We start from the raw sequence: 15,352 nt of genomic DNA, 5'->3' as shown, positions 1-15,352 counted from the left end.
CTTCGCGCTCTGGTCGGAATCGACCGTGAAGGGGCTCGAATACCCTGGGTTCGTTCACTGAGAGAACCATTGTTCGCATGCCAAACAGATGAGGAAGGGGAGGCATGGGGTCGGCCTACGTCTACGCCGCGGCGCGCACACCGTTCGGGAGGTTCAACGGGGCGCTCGCCGGCATCCGACCGGACGACCTGGCGGACACCGCGCTGCGCGGCGTCCTGGCCAAGGTCCCGCAGCTGGATCCGGCCGAGATCGGCGACGTGGTGTGGGGCAACGCCAACGGCGCGGGCGAGGACAACCGCAACGTCGGCCGCATGGCCGTGCTGCTGGCGGGGCTGCCGGTGACCGTGCCGGCCACCACGGTGAACCGGCTGTGCGGGTCGAGCCTGGACGCGGCCATGATCGGCTCCCGGACCATCGAGAGCGGCGACGCCGACATCGTCGTGGCCGGCGGAGTGGAGTCGATGACGCGGGCCCCGTGGGTGTTGCCCAAGCCCTCGCGCGCCTTCCCCGCGGGCGACGCGACCGCCGTCTCGACCACGCTCGGCTGGCGGCTGGTCAATCCGCGGATGCCCAAGGAGTGGACGGTCTCTCTCGGCGAGGCCAACGAGCAGCTGGCGGAACGGTTCTCCATCTCGCGAGAACGGCAGGACGCCTTCGCCGTGCGGTCGCACGTGCAGGCCGACGCGGCATGGAACGCCGGGTTCTACGACGACCTGGTCGTGCCGGTCGACGGCGCCGGCCTCGCACGTGACGAGGGGATCCGGCCCGGCACGACGCCGGAGGTGCTCGCTGGGCTGAAGCCGGCCTTCCGCCCTGACGGCACCATCACGGCCGGCAACGCCTCGCCGCTGAACGACGGCGCCTCCGCGGTCGTGCTCGGGTCCGAGGCCGCCGCGGGCCGCCTCGGCGTGGATCCCGTCGCGCGCATCGCCGGCAGGGGCGCGTCCGCGCTCGAGCCCCAGATGTTCGGGTACGCGCCCGTCGAAGCCGCCGAGCAGGCGTTGCGCCGGGCCGGCGTCGGCTGGCGCGATGTCGGCGCCGTGGAGCTCAACGAGGCGTTCGCCGTCCAGTCGCTGGTGTGCCTGGACGCGTGGCAGGTCGACCCGGACATCGTCAACACCAGGGGCGGCGCCATCGCGATCGGTCACCCGCTGGGCGCCTCCGGCGGGCGCGTCCTCGGCACGCTCGCCCACGTGCTGCGCGAGCGGCGCGAACGATGGGGCGTGGCCGCCATCTGCATCGGCGTCGGCCAGGGCCTCGCCGTGGTCCTCGAAAACGTGAGCGCGCGATGACCGCCGTCTTCGGCGACGCCGACGAGGCCGTCGCCGGGATCGCGGACGGCTCCACCGTCCTGATCGGCGGCTTCGGGATGGCCGGCATGCCGGTCCAGCTCATCGACGCGCTGATCCGCCAGGGTGCCACCGACCTGACCGTGGTCAGCAACAACGCCGGGAACGGCGACACCGGCCTGGCCGCGCTCCTCGCCGCCGGGCGGGTGCGCAAGGTGATCTGCTCGTTTCCGCGCCAGAGCGACTCGTGGGTGTTCGACGGCCTCTACCTCGCCGGGAAGATCGAGCTGGAGGTCGTGCCGCAGGGCACCCTCGCCGAGCGCATGCGCGCGGCCGGCGCCGGCATCGGCGCCTTCTACTGCCCGACCGGGGTCGGCACGCCGCTCGCGGAGAACAAGGAGACGCGCACGATCGACGGCCGCGACTACGTGCTGGAGTACCCGATCAAGGGAGACGTCGCCCTCGTCGGCGCACACATCGGCGACCGGATGGGCAATCTCGTCTACCGCAAGACCGCCCGCAACTTCGGGCCCGTCATGGCGACCGCGGCGACGCTGACGATCGCGCAGGTGGGCCGCGTCGTCGAGACCGGCGAGCTGGACCCCGAGACGGTGGTCACCCCCTGCATCTACGTCGACAGGATCCTGGACCTGAGCGAAGCGGAGGCCGCCCGATGACCGTCGCCCCGGAGCCCGCAGGCCGTACGGCGGAGCACCTCGACCGCGGCCCGCTCAGCAGGGACGAGCTCGCGGCCGTCGTCGCGCGGGACATCCCGCGCGGCTCATTCGTCAACCTCGGCATCGGCCAGCCGACGATGGTCGCCGACCACCTCCCGGCGGACGCGGGGATCGTTCTGCACACCGAGAACGGCATGCTCGGCATGGGACCGGCCGCCGAGGGCGACGAGATCGACCACGACCTCGTCAACGCCGGCAAGATCCCGGTGACCGAGCTGCCGGGCGCGTCGTACTTTCACCACGCCGACTCCTTCGCGATGATGCGCGGCGGCCACCTCGACGTGTGCGTCCTCGGCGCCTTCCAGGTATCCGAACGCGGCGACCTGGCCAACTGGCACACCGGCGCCCCCGGCGCCATTCCCGCCGTCGGCGGCGCGATGGACCTGGCCATCGGCGCCAAGAACGTGTTCGTCATGATGACGCTGTTCAGCAGGGACGGGACGCCCAAGCTCGTCCCCGAATGCACCTATCCGCTCACCGGACCGGCCTGCGTGAGCCGCCTCTACACCGATCTGGCGGTCTTCCGGATCGGGCCGGAAGGCGTCACGGTGCTCGAGACGTACGGCACGACCGTGAAGGAGCTGGCCTCCCGGCTGGACGTCGCCCTGCGCACCCTCGGCGGCTGGTAGCGCGACGGCACCTCCGCCTCCGCCGGCCGCGCGGCGGCCTGATGGCGCAGGCTTGACAGCGGTGGCGCATCAGCGGATAACCGTTAGATATAACGGCTAACGGTTAGAGGGGTCCCGATGCGGCAGGAAGTCGTGCTGGCGATGCTCGCCAAGGAGCCCTCGCACGGCTACCAGCTACGCGCGCGGCTGCGCGACGCGCTCGGACCCCTCGGTGACGCGATGAACGCCGGGCAGATCTACGTCACGCTGACCCGGCTGGAGAAGGCCGGCCTGCTGGCGGTCGACATGTCCGCCGATCACGCCGACCGGTCGGATCGCAAGGTGTACGCGCTCACCCCCGAGGGCCAGCGGCGCGTCGCGGAGTGGATCGCCGAGGTGGGCTGGCCGAGGCCGGACCTCGCGGAGTTCCATCTCAAGCTGATCGCGGCCGCGATGTCCGGGCTAGCCGACCCGATCACCATCGTCGACACCCAGCGTCGGGAGCTGCTGCGCCGGCTGCGTGACGCCCAGCGCGCCGCCATGGCCGAACCGGGGCGTTCGGACGCGGCGCTGTTGCTGGAGGGCATCGTGCTCCGGCTGCAGGCGGACCTGCGCTGGCTCGAGGCGTGTGAGAAGAACTGGACCCCCCGAAGGAGTGGATCGTGAGCGACGCCGCCGACACGCCCGTGCTTCGCGCCCGCGGGTTGCGAAAGGACTACGGCAAGGGGGAGGGAGCGGTGCGCGCCGTCGACGGGGTCGATCTCGACATCCGCGCGGGAGAGACGGTGGCGGTGATGGGACCCAGCGGCTGCGGGAAGTCCACGCTGCTGCAACTGCTCGGAGGGCTGGACCGGCCTACGGGCGGGGAGGTGTCGCTGAACGGCCGTCGCATCGACGACATCGGCGAAAGGGCCCTGGCCCGGATGAGGCGGACCGGCGTCAGCTTCGTCTTCCAGGCTTTCCACCTGATGGAGGAGCTCACAGCCGTGGAGAACGTCGAACTGCCGGCCCTGCTGGCCGGACGCTCGCCGAGGGCCGCGCGGCGGCGTGCGGAGGAACTCCTCGAGCGGGTCGGGCTCGCCGACCGGGCGCGTTTCCTGCCCTCCGCGCTGTCCGGCGGCCAGCGGCAGCGGGTCGCGGTCGCCCGGGCGTTGAGCAACGAACCGTCGGTCGTCCTCGCCGACGAGCCGACCGGGAATCTGGACAGCGCTGCCACCCTGGACGTCCTCAACCTCTTCGAGAGCCTCCACGCGTCCGGGCAGACGCTGGTCGTCGTCACCCACGACGCGCGGATCGCGGCCACCGCGGACCGGATGCTCTCGATGCGCGACGGCGCGTTGGTGGACGAGACCAGGTTGTCCGGTGGCACCACCGGGCGGCTCGGCGCCCTCGTCGGACTGGAGGACTGAGGGCGATGGGCCGCATCCTGCTCGTAGGCCGCCTCGCCGTGCGCGACCTCCGGCGGCGCCGCGTCGAGACCGTACTGCTGCTGCTCGCCATCATGGCGGCCACCACGACGTTGACGCTCGGGCTCGTCATGCGTGAGGCGGCCAACGATCCGTACCAGAGCACCAGGGGGGCGACCAACGGGCCCGACGTGGTCGCCGGCAGCGCTGTGAACCCCGGCGGCCGGCCCACCGAGCTTTCCGGTCTGGCGGAACTGGCCGGCGCTCCCGGCGTCGTCGACCACAGCGGGCCGTACCCCGTCACCCCGGCCGAACTCCAGGCATCCGGCCGGACGTCGGATGTGCAGGTCATGGGGCGCGACTCCGCGCCCGCGCCGGTCGACCAGCCCGAGGTGACCCAGGGTGGCTGGGTCAGTGACGGCGGTGTGGTGGTCGAGTCCGCCTTCGCCAACGCGCTCGATGTGCGCGTGGGCGATCCGGTCACTCTCGGCGGCCGGTCGTTCGAGGTCATCGGCGTGGCGGTAACCGCCGCCGTCACCCCCTATCCGGAGACGTCCTGCCTCGTCGCCGCAGGTTGCGCGAGCGGCGCGACTCCCGAGGAGCTGTCCGGGCTGCCTGCGGGCGTGTTGAAGAATCCAGGTCTGGTCTGGGTCACCCAGGCGGATGCGCGGAGCCTCTCCCCGGATCCGGGTTCCCTGTCGTACGTGATGAACCTGAAGCTTGCCGACCCGGCTGAGGCCCAGGCGTTCGCCGAAGCGAACACTCGGGAGAGCCGGGGCGCTCCACGCCTGGAGTCCTGGGTGGACATTCGCGAAGAGGCCACAGAATCGGCCGCGGACGCCCAGATCCTTCTGCTGTTCGGAGCCTGGCTCCTCGGTCTGCTCGCCGTGGCCAGTGTCTCGGTGCTGGTCGGCGGCCGGATGGCCGATCAGACCAGACGCGTCGGACTCCTCAAGGCGGTCGGCGGCACACCGAGCCTGGTCGCGGCCGCGCTGCTCGCGGAGTACGTCCTCGTGGCCGTCGTCGCGGCCGCGGCCGGGTTGGCCGCCGGCTCGCTCACCGCTCCCTTGCTCGCCGAGGCAGGCGCCGGCCTCATCGGCAGGGCGGGTACACCACCGATGACCATGTCCACGGTCGTTTCCGTGACCGCCGTGGCACTCGGGGTCGCGGTGGTCGCGACCTTTGTGCCCGCCGTGCGCGCCGCCCGCTCCAGCACCGTCGGCGCGCTGGCCGGCTCGGCACGCCCGCCCCGCCGCAGCGGTCGGCTGATCGCGATCTCGGCGCGGCTGCCCGTCCCGCTGCTTCTCGGCCTGCGGGTCGCCGCCCGCCGGCCGCGGCGGGTCCTGCTGAATGTGGTCGGCGTCGCGGTCACGGTCAGCGGGATCTACGTCGCACTGATACTCGACGCCTTCCTCGCCGCCGACCCGCTCGCCGCGGGAGTGGACGAGGCCCAGGCCGGGTGGCTGCGCCAGGTGCTCCTTGTCGTGATGGTCACACTGTTCGCCCTGGCGGCGGTCAACGTCGTGTTCATCACGTGGGCGACGGCGCTCGACAACCGGCGGTCCTCCGCCCTGGCGCGAGCCCTCGGCGCGACCCCTGGTCAAGTGAGTGTGGCGCTGGCCGTCGCGCAGCTGCTCCCCGCGCTCGCCGGAGCCGTCCTGGGCGTCTTCCCGGGAGGCTTCGCGCTGTTCCACGCCATCAACGCGATCACCGGCGGAGACGGGGACAGGGTCACGCTTCCGCCGCTCTGGCAACTGCTCGCCGTGGTGTCGGCGACCGTGCTCGTGGTGGCGGCGCTCACCGCTGTTCCCGCCCGCCTCGGCGGCCGCCGTCCCGTCACCGAGACTCTCCGGGCCGAGCTCGCGTGATCAGGGACCGTCCGGGCCGAGGGCGCCCATGCCCGAGACGATCAGGCCGTCGCGGAAGGTGAGAACCTCGGCGGCCGGTCGTCCGGTCTGATGCCGGAAGGCGATCACGATGGTGTCCAGGCCGGTGTACACCGCGACGACCTCGAACCGCAGGCCGGGATTGCGGCGCAGTCCCTCGGCCCAGTACGCGCGCAGGGCCTCGGCGCCGCGGACGACGCCGTCGGACCCCTCGATGATCCGTGCGGCCAGCGGCGACCGGAAGACCACGTCATCGGCGTAGTGCGTCATGATCCGGTCGAGATCGTGGGAGTTCCAGGCCGCCGCCCACTCCTCGGCGAACCGCCGTGCCTCCGTGTGATCCATGCCGGGCTCCTTCCGCTCACGACCCGTCTTACAACCCCGCCTGGACGTGTTCAAGGGGGGCCGCGCTCTCCGGAGGACGGTCGATCGGGAGGCCGAAGGAGCTGAACAGGTCCGCCCGGTGGAAGGCGAGCACCGAGGACACGCCTGCTCCGGTCAAGGTCAGCACCTGGATCGAGTGCGCATGGAAGACGCCGTCGCGGCCGCGGGTGTACTTAGCGAACGCCGGCTGCCCGTTCGCGGTCGTCTCCACCATGACGCGCAGACCCTCTCCCGGCGTCAACTTCGCCCTGAGCAGGCGCAGCACGTCGGCGCGGCCGCGGAACCAGGTCGGGATCGGCGGCATCTCCCACCTGGTGTCCTCAGTCAGCAGACCTTCCAGGGCGGCCAGGTCCGCCGTCTCGAAGGCCTTGGCGTACTGGTCGAGCAGGGCGCGGCGTGCGGGCTCGCCCGGTTCGCTGAACTGGTCCTCGGCGGGTGCGAGCCTGGCGAGCTCGGCACGGGCCCTCTGGAGCGCGCTGTTGACCGCCGCGGTGGTCGTGTCGAGCAGACCGGCGACCTCGGAGGCCTGCCAGGCGAGCACGTCACGCAAGATCAGGACCGCGCGCTGCCGAGGCGGCAGGTGCTGCAGCGCGGCGACCATCGCCAGTCTGAGGCTCTGCCGAGTCCCCACGACCAGAGCCGGGTCGGCGCTCAGCAGCAGGTCGGGGAACGGCTCCAGCCAGCCGGTCTCCAGGGCCTGCGTCTCCAGGTCGTCCGGGTCGGTGCCGGGGGCTCCCAACGCCGACGGCACCATCCGGCGGCTGCTGTGCTGCAGGGCGTTCAGGCAGACCCGGGTCGCGATCCGGTAGAGCCAGGTCCGGACCGACGAGCGGTGCTCGAACTCCGCGAAGGCCCGCCACGCCCGCAGGTACGTCTCCTGCACCGCGTCCTCCGCGTCGTGCAGGGACCCGGACATCCGGTAGCAGTGGGCGAGCAGCTCGCCCCGGTACTGTGCGAACTCGTCCTCGAGGTTCACCGCAACTCCTCGACCGGCTCCTGCCGGGCGACCAGTGCGCCCGGACGTGTCGTGGTACGCCGCACGGCGATCCCGAGTCCGGCGAGTGCCCCGAGCGACGACAGTACGCCGCAGACGGCCAAGGCTCGGCTGAATCCGGCGGTGAAGGACGCGTAACCTCCGGCGGCGGCGAACACCGCTGCCAGAACGGCGACTCCGACGACGCCGCCGAGCTGCCGCATCATGCTGTAGACGCCGGAGGCGATGCCGACGGCCTCGCGGGGCAGCGCTCCGATGGTGGCGCTCTGCGTCGCGGGCATCGCCATCGATACGCCGCAACCCGCCACGATGAGCGGCGGCACCAGTTCGGCGTACCGGACGGTGCCGCCGCTGATCCGGCTGATCCAGAACATGCCTGCCGCCTGCAGGGCCAGCCCGGTCACCACCAGCGGACGTTCACCGATCCGATCCACCAGACGGCCGGCGACGGGCGCCACCAGGAACAGCGTGGCCGTCCATGGCAGGAGCCGCAGCCCGGCCTGCGACGGACCGGAGCCGAAGGCGGCCTGCATGAACTGGGCGAGGAAGAACACGGCGCCGAAAAGCGCCGCGGTCAGGAGGAAGCCGGCCGCGTTGCCGGCGGAGAACGCCCTCGACCGGAAGAACGCGAGCGGCACCATCGGCTGGGGCGCGCGGCTCTCCCAGGCCAGGAACCCCAGCAGCAGGAGACATCCGAGCACGAACGAGCCGATCACCTCCGGGCTGTTCCAGCCCGCCACGGCCCCGCGTACGACGCCCCAGACGACGCCGAGAACGGCGAGAGTGATCAGGGCCGCTCCGCCCGGATCGAGCCGGCGAGCCGCTCCCGTGCTCTCGGGGATCCACCGGAACACGAGGGCGATCGCCAGGCAACCCACCGGCACGTTGATCCAGAAGATCCATTGCCAGGCGAGCCCTTCGGTCACGGCGCCGCCGATCACCGGACCGCCGAGCACCGCCAGACCGGTGAGTCCGCTGAAGACGCCGATCGCCTGCCCGCGGCGTTCGGGCGGGAAGGCGGCGCCGAGCAGGCTCATCGCCATCGGCATCACGATCGCCGCGCCGACTCCCTGGACGGTCCGTGCGGCTATCAGCATCGGCACCGAGGTCGCCAGCGCACAGACGCCCGACGCGACGGAGAAGAGGGCGAGTCCGGCCGCGAACGTCCGGCGCCGGCCCCACCTGTCGCCGACCGCGGCGGCGGTCACCAGCAGCGTCGCGAGGCTGAGGCTGTAGGCGTTCACCGTCCATTCCAGTTGTTCGATCGAGGCGCCGAGATCCTGCCTGATGGTGGTCAGCGACGCCGCGACCACCAAGGCGTCGAGCGCCACCATCACCGAGCCGGCCGAGGCCAGGGCAAGCACCCGGCGTTGCTCCATGGTCGTCCGTTCCCTGCCGCTCACAAAGTCCTCCAGAAGTTCGCTCTCACCGGTACTGACAGCGGCGGGGGAGCGAACTCATCGCGGCGATGAGATCGCGGTGGCGCCGTGGTCAGAAGAAGTGACGACCGACGACCGAGGAGAACGTGATGACCACAGCAGTGATCCGCTACCAGACCAGGCCGGAGGCCGCCGACGAGAACCAGCGCCTGATCGAGGCCGTCTTCGCTGAGCTGGCGAGCACGGCGCCGCCCGGCCTGCACTACAGCTCGTTCCGGCTGGCCGACGGCGTCACCTTCGTCCACGTGGTCGATGGTGAGGGACTGCCCGGCCTGGCCGCCTTCCAGGAGTTCCAGCGCGGCCTCGGCGACCGGCTGGCCGCCGGACCCCACCGCGACGACGCCACCCTGGTCGGCTCGTACTCCGCCGGGGTGGTGCCCCTGAACGGCTAGGTGAAGGGCCCGCGAGCCGGCCGTCCCCACGTGGCGTCGCCCGGCTCGCCGAGCCCCATCCGGCGCTCGCGTCACCCCTGGTCTTGCGCAAGCGGCAATTCGGGCTTCGGTTTGCCGTCGCTCCCGGGCAAGGTCGGGGGTCCACGATCTTCGGGCACGTCTTTCGTATCCGGAGGTCTTGAGTCAATGTCCAACTTGTCCCGGAGAAACTTCCTCGGCACCGCCGCCGCCGTGACCGGAGCCGCCGCCGTCGGCGCCGCGTTGCCCGCGGGCGCCGCCGAAGCCTCCACGCAGCACGAGCCCGACCAACACAAGCCTGGCCACCATCACAAGCCGTACGGCGACATCCGTGACATCAAGCATGTCGTTGTGATCATGCAGGAGAACCGCAGCTTCGACCACTACTTCGGCGCCATGAAGGGAGTGCGCGGTTTCGGTGACCGCTCGACCATCATGCTCCCCGGTGGCAAGACCGTGTGGGAACAGCCGAAAACGATCACGGTCGGGGCTGACACGCAGTACCCGTGGCGGCTGAGCGGGGCGAAGACCTGGAGCGGGGCGACGCCGCCGAGCGCCGAGCTCGGCGCGGCCAACTACGGCGGCACCAGCCACGGCTGGACCGACCAGCACGGCGCCTGGTACGGCGGGCTGATGAACGGCTGGTACTACGCCAAGGGCGGCCCGACCACGCTGGGCTACATGGACCGCCACGACCTGCCGTTCCACTACGCCCTCGCGGACGCCTACACGGTCGGCGACGCCTACCACTGCTCCGTGCTCAGCGCGACCGGGCCCAACCGCACCTACCTGTGGAGCGGCACGATCAACGCCGACCACAAGCACGGCGCCTTCACCGCCTACGACGGCGGCGACGAGCGCGGCAAGTTCCTGCCGTGGAAGTCCTACGCGGAGACGCTCCAGGGGGCGGGCGTCAGCTGGCGGGTCTACCAGTGCGCCGACGACTACGGCGACAACGGCCTGGAGTACTTCGACACCTTCGCCAAGCTCGACCCCACCCAGGGCGGGACCGCCGCTCCGGGCAATGTCTACTACGACAACGGCGTGAAGAACGTCCCCGAGCCGATCACCGGCCTGTCGGGCAACGCCGACAACCTCATCGCCGCGATCCGCGCCGACGTCGTCAACGGCACGCTGCCGCAGGTGAACTGGGTCGTGAACAACCAGTTCTTCTCCGAGCACCCGGTCACGGCGCCGAGCAACGGCGCGTACTTCCTGCGCGGCGTCATGGAGGCCCTGAACGCCGACCCGGACGTGTTCAACTCGACCCTGGTGATCATCAACTACGACGAGAACGACGGCCAGTTCGACCACGTCCCGCCGCCCATGCCGGCGCCGGGCGAGGCGGACGAGTTCGTCTCCGGCACCATGGGCGCCTACGGCGTCACCGCTCCGCTCCCGGTCGGGCTCGGGTTCCGCGTGCCGCTCATCCTCATCTCGCCCTGGACCCGCGGCGGCTGGGTGACCTCGGAGGTCTCCGACCACACCTCGGTCATCCAGTTCATGGAGAAGTGGACCACCGCGCTCGGCAAGCCCGCCATCTCGCCCAACATCAGCGACTGGCGGCGCAAGGTCTGCGGCGACCTGACGGGCGCCTTCGACTTCGACAAGCCGGTCTACGGCATGCCGCTTCTCCCGCAGACCGGGGCGCTCGTCCCGGAGACCCGGTACACCCCGCTGCCGGGCGACAACACGATGCCGACTCAGGAGAAGGGGACCAAGCCGGCCCGCCCGCTGCCGTACCAGCCGAACGCCAACCTGGCCGGGTTCACCAGCGGGCCGTCCGGCGTCGTGGCGAACCTGAAGTTCAGCAACGTGGCCCCGTTCGCGGCCAAGGCGAGCCACTTCGCCGTGTACAACAACCGGGCCGGAGTCCCGACGCTCGCGCAGTACCCGGCCGCGTTCCCCGGCCAGTACACCGTCGGGGCCCACGCGACGGCGTCGGGCACCGGCGCCGTGGGCGCCTCCGCCGGTGACACGAAGTACGACCTCACCGTCACCGGGCCGAACCGCTTCCTGCGCCGGTTCACCGGTGACGTCGCGGCCGCGGGCAAGGACCTCGAGGTGGAGGCGTCCTACTACGACGGCAGGTCGGACAAGAAGCCGAAGCTGACGCTGGAGCTGCACAACCACGGCAAGACGTCCGTGACGTTCACGATCACGTACAACAACTACATGTCGGGCAGGCCGCACACCGTGAAGGTCGGCGGGCACGACAGCCACGAGTGGTCGCTGAACCCGCTGAAGGACAGCGACGGCTGGTACGACGTGACCGTCACGGTCAGCTCCGACCCGTCCTGGTCGCAGCGGTTCGTCGGCCACCTCGAGACCGGTGAGCCCAGCATCACCGGCTGATTCACCGCCGCATCGTCGGCCGGCCCCTCCCAGCGCGTTCGGACGCACCGCGACCGGGCCAGCGGGGAGGGGCCGGGCCACCGAATAGGTCACTTTGCCGGGGGAGTCGCGGGGGCGCGTTCGTGGTCCGCACGCGCGGCGGGCCGGGTGAGTCGCGGGGGCGCGTTCGTCATGCGGTATCAAAGGGGCGACATCATGACGAAACGCGCCCTGATGAAACTCATGACGCCTTTCCTCTCCTCCGGAGGCCGACTCACGTGAGACCGCCCAAGCCGTCCGCGACCCCCGCAGAGCCTGATCGGCCTCCCGCGCTGGAATCCCTCGGCGCCGTGGAGGCGGTCACACCGTGGCCGTCGCCCGGCCGGGTGGAGCCTGTCGTGCTCAGGACCACCCCAGAGACCGCGATCTGGGGTCACTTTCCCACCGACCGGATGCCGGTGCTGACAGTGGACTCCGGCACGGTCGTCAGGATCGACGCGGTGAACCAGGCCGGAGTGTCCGCCGCCGAGGGGCCGGTCGCCTACTTCGAAAGGCTGGGCGTGCCCGCCGACCAGGTGCTGCCCGAACTGGCGGAGGTCGCGGCCAACCCCCGCCCGGCCGGCTCCAGCGGCCACATTCTCACCGGGCCGATCCACGTGAGGGGCGCCGAACCGGGAGACACCCTGGAGATCCGCATCCTGGATGTCTCCCCGCGCGTCCCGTACGGCGTGAACAGCACCGGCCCGGGCGCGGGAGTCTGCGGCGATCTGCTGGACACGGCGTCGACCCGCCTGCTCCGGCTGGACGAGTCGGGCCGCCACTACACGTTCGGCCACGGAATCAAGGTCCCGTTCAAGCCGTTCGCCGGGATCATGGGAGTCGCACCGCCCACGTCGGCAGGCTTCGTCTCCGCCAACCCGCCGGACCGGTGGGGCGGCAACCTGGACTTCCGCGACCTCGTCGCCGGTACGACCCTGTACCTGCCGGTCTTCCAGCCGGGCGGCATGTTCTACACCGGCGACACGCACGGCGCGCAGGGCCACGGTGAGGTCGACCAGACCGCGGTCGAGCACTCGATGGCGGTCACCGTGCAGTTCGTCGTCCGCAAGGGCGGGGGCCTGGAGTGGCCGCGCGCGGAGAGCGACGAGTACTTCTGGTGCATGGGGATCGACGCCGACCTCGACGTCGCGCTGCGGATCGCCGTCGAGGAGGCCGTCGCCCATCTCGTCGAGGCCACGGAGGGCGCGCTGACGATCGCCGACGCCTACGCGCTGTGCAGCATCGCCGTGGACTTCGTCGTCGCAGAAGCTGTCGACGGCAACAAGGTCGTCGTCGCCTACATCGCCAAGTCCCTCGTTCCCTGACGCGCGCAGCCGGGCTCCTGAGCGGGGCGCCGGCAGCCCCCCGGTGCCAGGCCACCCGTCACCCTCGCCAAGAATGTCCTCGCGGGCCCACGACGACCCGGCGCCGCAGGGAAAGGAACCGATCATCATGTCCACCTGGTTGATCACCGGATGCTCGACCGGCCTCGGACGGGCCCTCGCAGAAGCCGTCCTCGCTCGCGGCGACAACGCCGTGGTCACCGCCCGCGACCTGTCGGGCGTGCGCGACCTCGCCGACGCCCACCCCGGAGCCGCCCTCGCCCTCAGCCTCGACGTGACGGAGCAGACCCAGGTCGAGGACGCGGTGCGCCGCGCAGGGGAGCGCTTCGGCGCCGTCGACGTTCTCGTGAACAACGCCGGGTACGGCTATCGCGCCGCCGTCGAGGAAGGGGACGACGCGGACGTGCGACACCTGTTCGCCACCAACTTCTTCGGCGCGGTGGCCATGATCAAGGCCGTCCTGCCGGGGATGCGTGCCCGGCGCTCCGGGACCGTCGTGAACATCTCCTCCATCGGGGCCCGGACGACGCCTCCGGGCTCCGGGTATTACGCGGCGACGAAGGCGGCCCTCGAGGGCATGACCGGCTCGCTGCGCAAGGAACTGGCGCCCCTGGGCATCACCGCCTTCGCCGTCGAACCCGGTGCGTTCCGCACCGACTTCGCCGGGCGCTCGCTCACCCAGTCCGCCGAGGCCATCGCGGACTACGCCGAGACCGCGGGAAGGCGCCGCAAGGAGAACGACACGATTCACGGCACCCAGCCCGGAGACCCGGAGAAGGCGGCACAGGCGATCATCGCCGCTGTCGGGTCGCCGGAGCCGCCGGCGCTTCTCCTGCTCGGCCGGGACGCGGTGGACGCGTTCCGTGAGGGCCTCGACGCGGACCGGGCCTCCCTGGACGCGTGGGCCCTGCTCAGCAGCGGCACCGACATCGACGCACGTTGACCACCCGGGCGCCGGGCCGTACGGCAGGCGCTCAGGGGAGTTCGGCCGCGATCCGGCGATACGGGGATGCCCCAGATCGCCGGATTTCCAGATGACTGTGCGTGATCGTCAGCTGATGGCGCGTCGCCGAGGCCGCCCGTCAACGCTGATCGGCGGTCTTCCCGGCGAGCCTGCCCAGTTCGCGGAACGCGCGTTCGGAGGGGGTGTACGGCTCGGCCTGGCCGACGATGAGCTGCTGGGAGGTGGGGCTGCCGACGCGGAACATCTCGTAGTGAAGGGTCATTTCGCCGACTACACCGTGGCGATAGGAGATGGACCAGTGTGTCCTCGAGCGGACCTCGTGGCGGGCCCATATCCGCCGGAAGTCCTCGCTCCCGCGCGAGAGTTCCTCGACGAGATCCTGGGCGAACGGGTCGTCTCCGCCCGCTCCCAGCGCTGCCCGGAAATGGCCCACCGAGTCCTCGGCCTGCTGTCTCCAGTTCAGGTAGAACTCCCGCGCGACGGGATTGAGGAAGAGCAGCCGCAGCAGGTTGTCGCGGCCCTCCATCCCGTCGTAGAGGGCCGCGGCCAGTGGGTTCCTGGCCAGGAAGTCAAGGCGGCGGTTCAGCACGAACGCGACCGCGTGATCGCAGCCCTCCATGAACCGCAGGACGTACGGGCGCAACTGGTCACTTGGACCGACAGGTTCGCGTCGGGATGCCCGGTGGTGCGCGAGATCGTGAAGGTGCTCGGTCGCCTCCGCGTCGAGCTGGAAGACCCGTGCCAAGGCGTCGAGCACCTGATCCGACGGATTGCGTTCCCGCCCCTGTTCCAGCCGGATGTAGTAGTCGGCGCTGACGCCGGCCAGCATGGCGACCTCGTCCCTGCGTAATCCGGGCGTCCGGCGGCTGCCGATGTTCGGCAGCCCTACCTGATCGACGGTCGTGGTCTGGCGTCGAGCACGCAGGAACTCCCCAAGAGGACTCTTGCCGTCCATGTTGACAACTTACGACCCCGCTAGTCAGGGGATGTCGCCCAGGTGCCGGAGCCGGTTGCGCCGGCCCTTACGGCAGGCCCGCCTCCGCGCTGAGCACCGAGAGCGCCTGCCGGAGCGCCGCGACCTGATCGGGGGCGAGGGCGGCCGTGAACTCTTCGTCGAGGGCGCGGGCCTCGGTCGCGCACTTGTCCAGCAGATCCCGGCCGTGCGCGGTGAGGGTGAGCACCTGGCGCCGCCGGTCCTGCGGATCGCGGACTCGCTGGACCGCCCCGAGCGTTTCGAGGTGGTCGGCCAGTGAGACCACGAGGCTGGGGGCGACACCCATTTTCGCGGCCAGGTCCTGCTGCGACACGGCGGGGCCGAGGCTGAGCACCGTCATCAGCCCCACGTGCTTGACCTTGAGGTCATAGACCTCGATCTTCTCCGCGAACCGGTCACCGGCCAGTGCGCCCAGCGTGCCCAGGCGGAACACCACCGTCGCAGGCAGCCCGGCCGAACCCTTGACGTCGTCCATGAGTGCAATGATAGCGTTTCAGAATCGTTCAGAGTTTGAATGATTCACGA

The 15,352-nt window shown here is 70.9% G+C and carries 15 protein-coding genes; 10 read left to right on the top strand and 5 right to left on the bottom strand.

What is annotated here, in order from left to right; translation table 11 throughout:
- Positions 1-104 precede the first annotated feature (104 nt).
- The 6 genes from Pka01_RS12855 (at position 105) to Pka01_RS12830 (ending at position 5,908) form a co-directional block, all read left to right on the top strand.
- Positions 105-1,292: a thiolase family protein gene (locus Pka01_RS12855; protein WP_203882935.1), complete on the top strand. Its 1,188-nt coding sequence runs from the start codon at positions 105-107 to the stop codon at positions 1,290-1,292.
- Positions 1,289-1,966 (top strand): 3-oxoacid CoA-transferase subunit A, encoded by a 678-nt coding sequence (locus Pka01_RS12850; RefSeq protein ID WP_203882934.1) that lies wholly within the window; start codon positions 1,289-1,291, stop codon positions 1,964-1,966. The genes Pka01_RS12855 and Pka01_RS12850 overlap by 4 nt, the downstream gene beginning before the upstream one ends.
- Complete coding sequence (locus Pka01_RS12845; RefSeq protein ID WP_203882933.1) at positions 1,963-2,655, top strand: 3-oxoacid CoA-transferase subunit B; 693 nt, start codon at positions 1,963-1,965, stop codon at positions 2,653-2,655. The genes Pka01_RS12850 and Pka01_RS12845 overlap by 4 nt, the downstream gene beginning before the upstream one ends.
- 117 nt (positions 2,656-2,772) lie before the next feature.
- Positions 2,773-3,300, top strand: coding sequence for a PadR family transcriptional regulator (locus Pka01_RS12840; RefSeq protein WP_203882932.1), 528 nt, complete (start codon positions 2,773-2,775; stop codon positions 3,298-3,300).
- On the top strand, positions 3,297-4,043 hold the full coding sequence (locus Pka01_RS12835; protein ID WP_203882931.1) for an ABC transporter ATP-binding protein: 747 nt from the start codon (positions 3,297-3,299) through the stop codon (positions 4,041-4,043). Before Pka01_RS12840 ends, Pka01_RS12835 begins: the two co-directional genes overlap by 4 nt.
- A 5-nt stretch (positions 4,044-4,048) precedes the next feature.
- Entirely contained in the window at positions 4,049-5,908 is a 1,860-nt protein-coding gene (locus Pka01_RS12830) for an ABC transporter permease (RefSeq protein WP_203882930.1), read from the top strand.
- On the opposite strand, the gene Pka01_RS12825 is transcribed toward Pka01_RS12830, so the two are convergent.
- The 3 genes from Pka01_RS12825 to Pka01_RS12815 are packed head-to-tail and all read right to left on the bottom strand — an operon-like array spanning position 5,909 to position 8,707.
- A complete protein-coding gene (locus Pka01_RS12825; RefSeq protein WP_203882929.1) occupies positions 5,909-6,271 on the bottom strand; it encodes a nuclear transport factor 2 family protein in 363 nt (120 codons plus the stop codon).
- A gap of 28 nt (positions 6,272-6,299) precedes the next feature.
- The gene (locus tag Pka01_RS12820) at positions 6,300-7,286 is read right to left on the bottom strand and encodes a sigma-70 family RNA polymerase sigma factor (RefSeq protein WP_203882928.1); all 987 of its coding nucleotides are present in this window, start codon (positions 7,284-7,286) and stop codon (positions 6,300-6,302) included.
- Positions 7,283-8,707, bottom strand: a complete 1,425-nt coding sequence (locus Pka01_RS12815; RefSeq protein WP_203882927.1) for a DHA2 family efflux MFS transporter permease subunit — start codon at positions 8,705-8,707, stop codon at positions 7,283-7,285. The genes Pka01_RS12820 and Pka01_RS12815 overlap by 4 nt, the downstream gene beginning before the upstream one ends.
- A gap of 125 nt (positions 8,708-8,832) precedes the next feature.
- On the opposite strand from Pka01_RS12815, the gene Pka01_RS12810 reads away from it, so the two are divergent.
- From Pka01_RS12810 to Pka01_RS12795, 4 genes are all read left to right on the top strand, one after another.
- A complete protein-coding gene (locus Pka01_RS12810) occupies positions 8,833-9,135 on the top strand; it encodes a hypothetical protein (protein WP_203882926.1) in 303 nt (100 codons plus the stop codon).
- Between the two features lie 186 nt (positions 9,136-9,321).
- Positions 9,322-11,508, top strand: coding sequence for a phosphocholine-specific phospholipase C (locus Pka01_RS12805; protein ID WP_203882925.1), 2,187 nt, complete (start codon positions 9,322-9,324; stop codon positions 11,506-11,508).
- Positions 11,509-11,765: 257 nt separating this feature from the next.
- A complete protein-coding gene (locus Pka01_RS12800; RefSeq protein ID WP_203882924.1) occupies positions 11,766-12,851 on the top strand; it encodes an acetamidase/formamidase family protein in 1,086 nt (361 codons plus the stop codon).
- 127 nt (positions 12,852-12,978) lie between these two features.
- A complete protein-coding gene (locus Pka01_RS12795; protein WP_239114935.1) occupies positions 12,979-13,812 on the top strand; it encodes an oxidoreductase in 834 nt (277 codons plus the stop codon).
- A gap of 139 nt (positions 13,813-13,951) precedes the next feature.
- Here the strand turns inward: Pka01_RS12795 and Pka01_RS12790 are convergent, their stop codons facing one another.
- Both Pka01_RS12790 and Pka01_RS12785 read right to left on the bottom strand, forming a co-directional pair.
- A complete protein-coding gene (locus tag Pka01_RS12790) occupies positions 13,952-14,788 on the bottom strand; it encodes a helix-turn-helix transcriptional regulator (RefSeq protein ID WP_203882923.1) in 837 nt (278 codons plus the stop codon).
- A gap of 67 nt (positions 14,789-14,855) precedes the next feature.
- Positions 14,856-15,302: a MarR family winged helix-turn-helix transcriptional regulator gene (locus Pka01_RS12785; protein WP_239114934.1), complete on the bottom strand. Its 447-nt coding sequence runs from the start codon at positions 15,300-15,302 to the stop codon at positions 14,856-14,858.
- Positions 15,303-15,352: the final 50 nt, after the last annotated feature.

The sequence above is a fragment of the Planotetraspora kaengkrachanensis genome (assembly GCF_016862895.1).
In the GTDB taxonomy this organism is placed as follows: Bacteria; Actinomycetota; Actinomycetes; order Streptosporangiales; family Streptosporangiaceae; genus Planotetraspora; species Planotetraspora kaengkrachanensis.
The sequence above is the reverse complement of the archived record's forward strand: the minus strand, read 5'-3'. Positions and strand labels throughout refer to the sequence as shown.